Annotated in this window: 4 protein-coding genes and 1 pseudogene; 3 read left to right on the forward strand and 2 right to left on the reverse strand. The window is 69.2% G+C overall.

What is annotated here, in order from left to right; genetic code table 11:
• Positions 1-1,347: cation:proton antiporter domain-containing protein (locus tag HOV91_RS38380; RefSeq protein WP_174190087.1), on the forward strand; the 1,347-nt coding region annotated here is incomplete at its 5' end.
• 3 nt (positions 1,348-1,350) lie between these two features.
• On the opposite strand, the gene HOV91_RS38385 is transcribed toward HOV91_RS38380, so the two are convergent.
• Positions 1,351-1,899, reverse strand: a complete 549-nt coding sequence (locus HOV91_RS38385; RefSeq protein ID WP_174190088.1) for a TetR/AcrR family transcriptional regulator — start codon at positions 1,897-1,899, stop codon at positions 1,351-1,353.
• A gap of 212 nt (positions 1,900-2,111) precedes the next feature.
• On the opposite strand from HOV91_RS38385, the gene HOV91_RS38390 reads away from it, so the two are divergent.
• Together HOV91_RS38390 and HOV91_RS38395 are read left to right on the forward strand one after the other, a co-directional pair.
• On the forward strand, positions 2,112-2,714 hold the full coding sequence (locus tag HOV91_RS38390; RefSeq protein WP_174190089.1) for a TetR family transcriptional regulator: 603 nt from the start codon (positions 2,112-2,114) through the stop codon (positions 2,712-2,714).
• 31 nt (positions 2,715-2,745) lie between these two features.
• On the forward strand, positions 2,746-3,396 hold the full coding sequence (locus HOV91_RS38395) for an enoyl-CoA hydratase-related protein (RefSeq protein ID WP_174190090.1): 651 nt from the start codon (positions 2,746-2,748) through the stop codon (positions 3,394-3,396).
• A gap of 487 nt (positions 3,397-3,883) precedes the next feature.
• On the opposite strand, the pseudogene HOV91_RS38400 reads toward HOV91_RS38395, so the two are convergent.
• Positions 3,884-4,380 (reverse strand): annotated as a pseudogene (locus HOV91_RS38400) (MBL fold metallo-hydrolase); the annotation flags it as partial.

Consider the following 4,380-nt stretch of genomic DNA (forward strand, 5'->3'; position numbering starts at 1 on the left):
GTGTCGGTGTGGGAGGCCGGGGCGGATTTCCTGCTGGCGGCCGGTGGCGGCGCGGCGGTCGGGATCGTCGTGGCGTATCTGCTGGCGATGCTGCGGCGGCGCATCACCGATCCCGTCATGGACACCACGTTGTCGTTTCTCGCGCCGTTCGCCGCCTACCTGCCCGCCGAGGGCGTGCACGCCTCGGGGGTGATCGCGGTGGTCACCTGCGGGATGATCCTCGGTCACAACGCGCCGGCCTGGCAGAGCGCCGCGTCGCGGATCGCCGAGCGGATCAATTGGCGCACGATCCAGTTCATCCTGGAGAGCGCGGTGTTCGTCCTGATCGGGCTGCAGGTGCGCGGCATCGTGGAGGGCGCGTGGAACAGCGATCTCGACCATGCCACCCTGCTGCTGACGGCGCTGGCGGTGCTGGCCGCGACGATGCTGGCGCGTCCGGTATGGGTCTTCGGTTCGGCGCTGTTGACGCGCAGTCTGGGCAACGGCGAGGCGGTGCCGGTCCGTCATCTGGTGGTGGTGTCCTGGGCGGGGATGCGGGGGGTGGTGACGCTGGCGGCGGTGCTGCTGCTGCCGCAGGACACCGAGCGGTTGGCCGTGCTGAAACTGCTGGCGCTGGTGGTGGTGGGCGGAACGCTGCTGCTGCAAGGGATGTCGCTGCCGTGGCTGGTACGCAGGCTGCGGTTGCGCGCGCCCAGCCGCGCCGAGGACGCGTTGCAGAAGGCCAATGTGTTGCAGCAGGCCACCGCGGCCGGTCTGGTGGCGCTCGAGCAGCAGGTCACGCCGGATACACCGGAGGCGGTGGTGCAGACATTGCGCGATCGCGTCCTGTGGAAGAGCAATGCCGCGTGGGAGCGGCTCGGGCGGGCGGAGTCGGAACTGGTGACACCCACGGCGGAGTATCGGCGGCTGCGGTTGGCGATGCTGCGCGCCGAACGCGAAACGGTGTTGCGTGTGCGGGATTCGGGCACTGTCGACTACGAGATCCTGCAACATGTGCTGGCGCAGCTGGATCTGGAAGAGTCGATCATCGACCGCTTCGACGAAGCGGAGGAGGAACACGCCGAGCCGCTGGCCGTCGCGGTGGCCGAGGACGTCTGCGGGCATCTGCGGGACGCGCCGCTGGTGCGTGCGCACGCCGGACCCGACCAATGCGCCGAATGCCTCGCCGAAGGGCTGAGCTGGGTGCATCTGCGGATGTGCCTGTCGTGCGGGCATGTGGCCTGCTGCGACTCCTCGCCGGGCAACCACGCCACCAGGCATTACGCCGGTAGCGGCCATCCGGTGATGCGCAGTGTGGAGCCGGGTGAGGCGTGGCGGTGGTGTTACGTCGACGAACTGCTCGGGTAGTGGTCAGCGCTGGGCGTGGGAGTAGATCAGTCGCGCGTATTCGGCCAGCAGCCGGTCCAGTGACAGGTTCTCCCCGCCCGCGGCGATCTGCTGGTAGCCGACGAGCATCGCCATTCCGAGCTCGGTGACCACGGCGGCGGTGTCGTCGTCGCCGACGACGCCTTTGACCGCCTTGTGCACGGTGCGCCTGCGGGATTCGTCGACGCGTTTGAGGGCGAGGTTGACCGATTCGTCGTTGGCCGCCCAGGCGCGGATCGCGGCTTCGGCGGCGTGATGCAGTCCGGCGGCGAGGTCGGACATCGCGCGGATGTCGTCGTCGGGGTTGCCTTTGTTGAACGGCATGGTGCCCAGGATGCGCACCTGCCGGTTCTCCCAGTGCTCGAGCAGGGCGTCGACGAATCCTTGCCAGCTGCCGAAGTGGTGGTAGAACGACCCGCTGGTGACGACGAGCTGCCGGCACAGCACACCGATGTTGAGACCCTTGAAGCCGAGTTCGGCGAGCACTGCCAAGCCGGTGTCGAAGTACTGCTCCTTGGTGACCACTCGTGACATACGCGCGCCGTTCTCTTCGTTCGGTCAGGGGGGAGGGACCGAACAGTACCCCATCGTAGCGTCGGCCGGACCGAGCTCGGGAAGTACCGATGCGTACCCCCAGAGAACGCGGCAGTACCTGTTACCTGCGGCAATACCTAATGCTCATGACCGAACGGGCGCCGGAGGGTCGTGCCGCCGTAACAGAGCAATCGCTCTGTTATGGTGTGGTCATGCCCCGCCCTCGGACGCACGACCCCGACACCGTGCTCGACGCCGCCGAAGCACTGGCCGTGCGCTCCGGTCCCGCCGCGGTCACCACCCGCGCGGTCGCCGCGGCCACCGGCGTCTCCAACGGCGCGATCTACCACACCTTCGGATCTCGCGCCGAACTGCTCGGCCGCACCTGGCTACGCGCCGCGCGCCGCTTCCTCGACCTGCAGACCACCCTGGTCACCGCGGCCCTGGACGGGCGCGACGGCGTCGAGGCGGTGGTCGCGGCCGCCGAGGCGCCCGCACTGTTCGCCGAGCGCTACCCGGACTCCTCGCGGCTGCTGCTGGCCGTGCGGCGCGAGGAGCTGCTGGGCGAACTGCCCGAGGGCATCGCCGGCGAACTCGCGGCCACCGACGAGGTCCTGGTCGAACTGCTGGTCCGCCTGTCCCGGCAGCTGTGGCAGCGCGGCGACCGCCGGGCCGTCGACGTCATCACCCTGTGCCTGGTCGATCTGCCCACCGCGGTGCTGCTGCGCCGCGACCGGCTCACCGATCCGCACGCGCGGGAATACCTGCGCGGCGCCGTGCGCGCCGTGCTCGCTCTCAGCCCGCCGCCGCCCTGATCTGCCTCGATCCCTGACGGAAGGAAACCCCATGCCCACCCTCGACTACCACGACAAGATCGCCGTTCTCGATCTCGGCGGCGAGGAGAACCGCTTCTCCCCCGAGTTCCTCGACCGCGTCGGCGCCCACCTCGACACCGCTCTCGCCGACGGCGCCCAGGGCCTGGTCACCACCGCGAGCGGCAAGTTCTACTCCAACGGACTGGACCTGGACTGGCTCGGCGCCCACGGCGAGCGCGCCGAATGGTACGTCGCGCAGGTGCAAGCGCTGTTCGCCCGGATGCTCACCCTGCCCATGCCCACCGTCGCCGCGCTGCCCGGTCACGCCTTCGGCGCGGGCGCCATGCTCGCCATCGCGCACGACTACCGCGTCATGCGCGCCGACCGCGGCTACTTCTGTTTCCCCGAAGTCGACATCCGCATCCCCTTCACCCCCGGCATGGCCGCCCTCATCCAAGCCAAGCTCACCCCGAAAACCGCCCTCGCCGCCATGACCACCGGCCGGCGCTTCGGCGGTGCCGACGCCGCGGCCCTCGACATCGTCGACGCCACCGCCGCCGAAGGCGCGGTCACCGAGACCGCCCTCGCCCTGCTGGCCCCGCTGGGCGGCAAGGACCCCGGCACCCTCGGCGCGATCAAGGACACCATGTACGCCACTGCCGTGACAGCGCTGACCACCTAGGAGAGTCGCCGCCGCTTCCGGGTTGAATCGCGGGAATCGCTGCACTGCAACAATTTCCACGGCATCCGCGGCGGGACTCTGCGCGAAATGATGTGGAATTCTTCCCGGATTCGAAAGACGGCCGAACAGGGCTCGGTTCGATAACTGCCGCATTCCTCGAACCGAGCGCCGTATCTACCTCGGTATCACCCTGAACCCCAGGTCTGGTGTGGTGCGCCGCCCGACTCCATAGACGAAAGCGGGCGGCACACCATTTCTCCGACCACGTTTATTCATTCGTCGTTCACGAGAAAGACGGTCGGGTCGGACACGCTGCTGACTTCGTGTTTTCCGACGGATATGGAGTGATCGTGGAATTGCTGACTGTTCTCGCCGACCTTCTGACTGCTGTGTTCCAGGCCGGTAGCGGCAGCGCGGGCTGACCTACGCCGAGGACTCGCCGCGACCGTGCACCGGCCGCAGGCGCGCGAGGGCGGCGCGGACGCGCTCACAGCGGGAACGTGAGTCGCCGCGGCTGCACATAGTCGGCCGGGTCGTGCAGGGCGCGCAGCTCCGGTCGGCGCGCCGCGGCGATCTTGTCCAGCTCCGCGCGCAGCGGTGGGTCGTAGTTCGCCGCGGCGGCGGTGAGTCCGGGCAGCCAGTTGTCGTGATGGGACGGGACGAACACCGCCGGGGCCAGCGCCTGGATGTAGGTGCGTGGGTCGCGCAGGCCGTTGCTGATCTGGTTGTAGCCCTGCACCGCGCCGATCTGCACATCGGTGGCCGGTAGTGCGGCCAGGACGTCGTACACGTGCGGCGTGCGCTCGGTGAGCGGTCCCGTCGAGTCGTGCCAGACGAGGGAGAATCCGGGGACCCGGAACTGATACAGCAGCACCCCGCCCTCGGGGTCGCGCAGACGCGGTACCGCTTGCAGCAGTCCGCTCAGCGTCGGCGGGTGCGCGAGCACGACTCCCGGTTCCGGGCGGGGCAAGAAGCGGGGTGACC

Origin of the sequence: Nocardia barduliensis (genome assembly GCF_013315795.1) — a bacterium.
In the GTDB taxonomy this organism is placed as follows: domain Bacteria; phylum Actinomycetota; class Actinomycetes; order Mycobacteriales; family Mycobacteriaceae; genus Nocardia; species Nocardia barduliensis.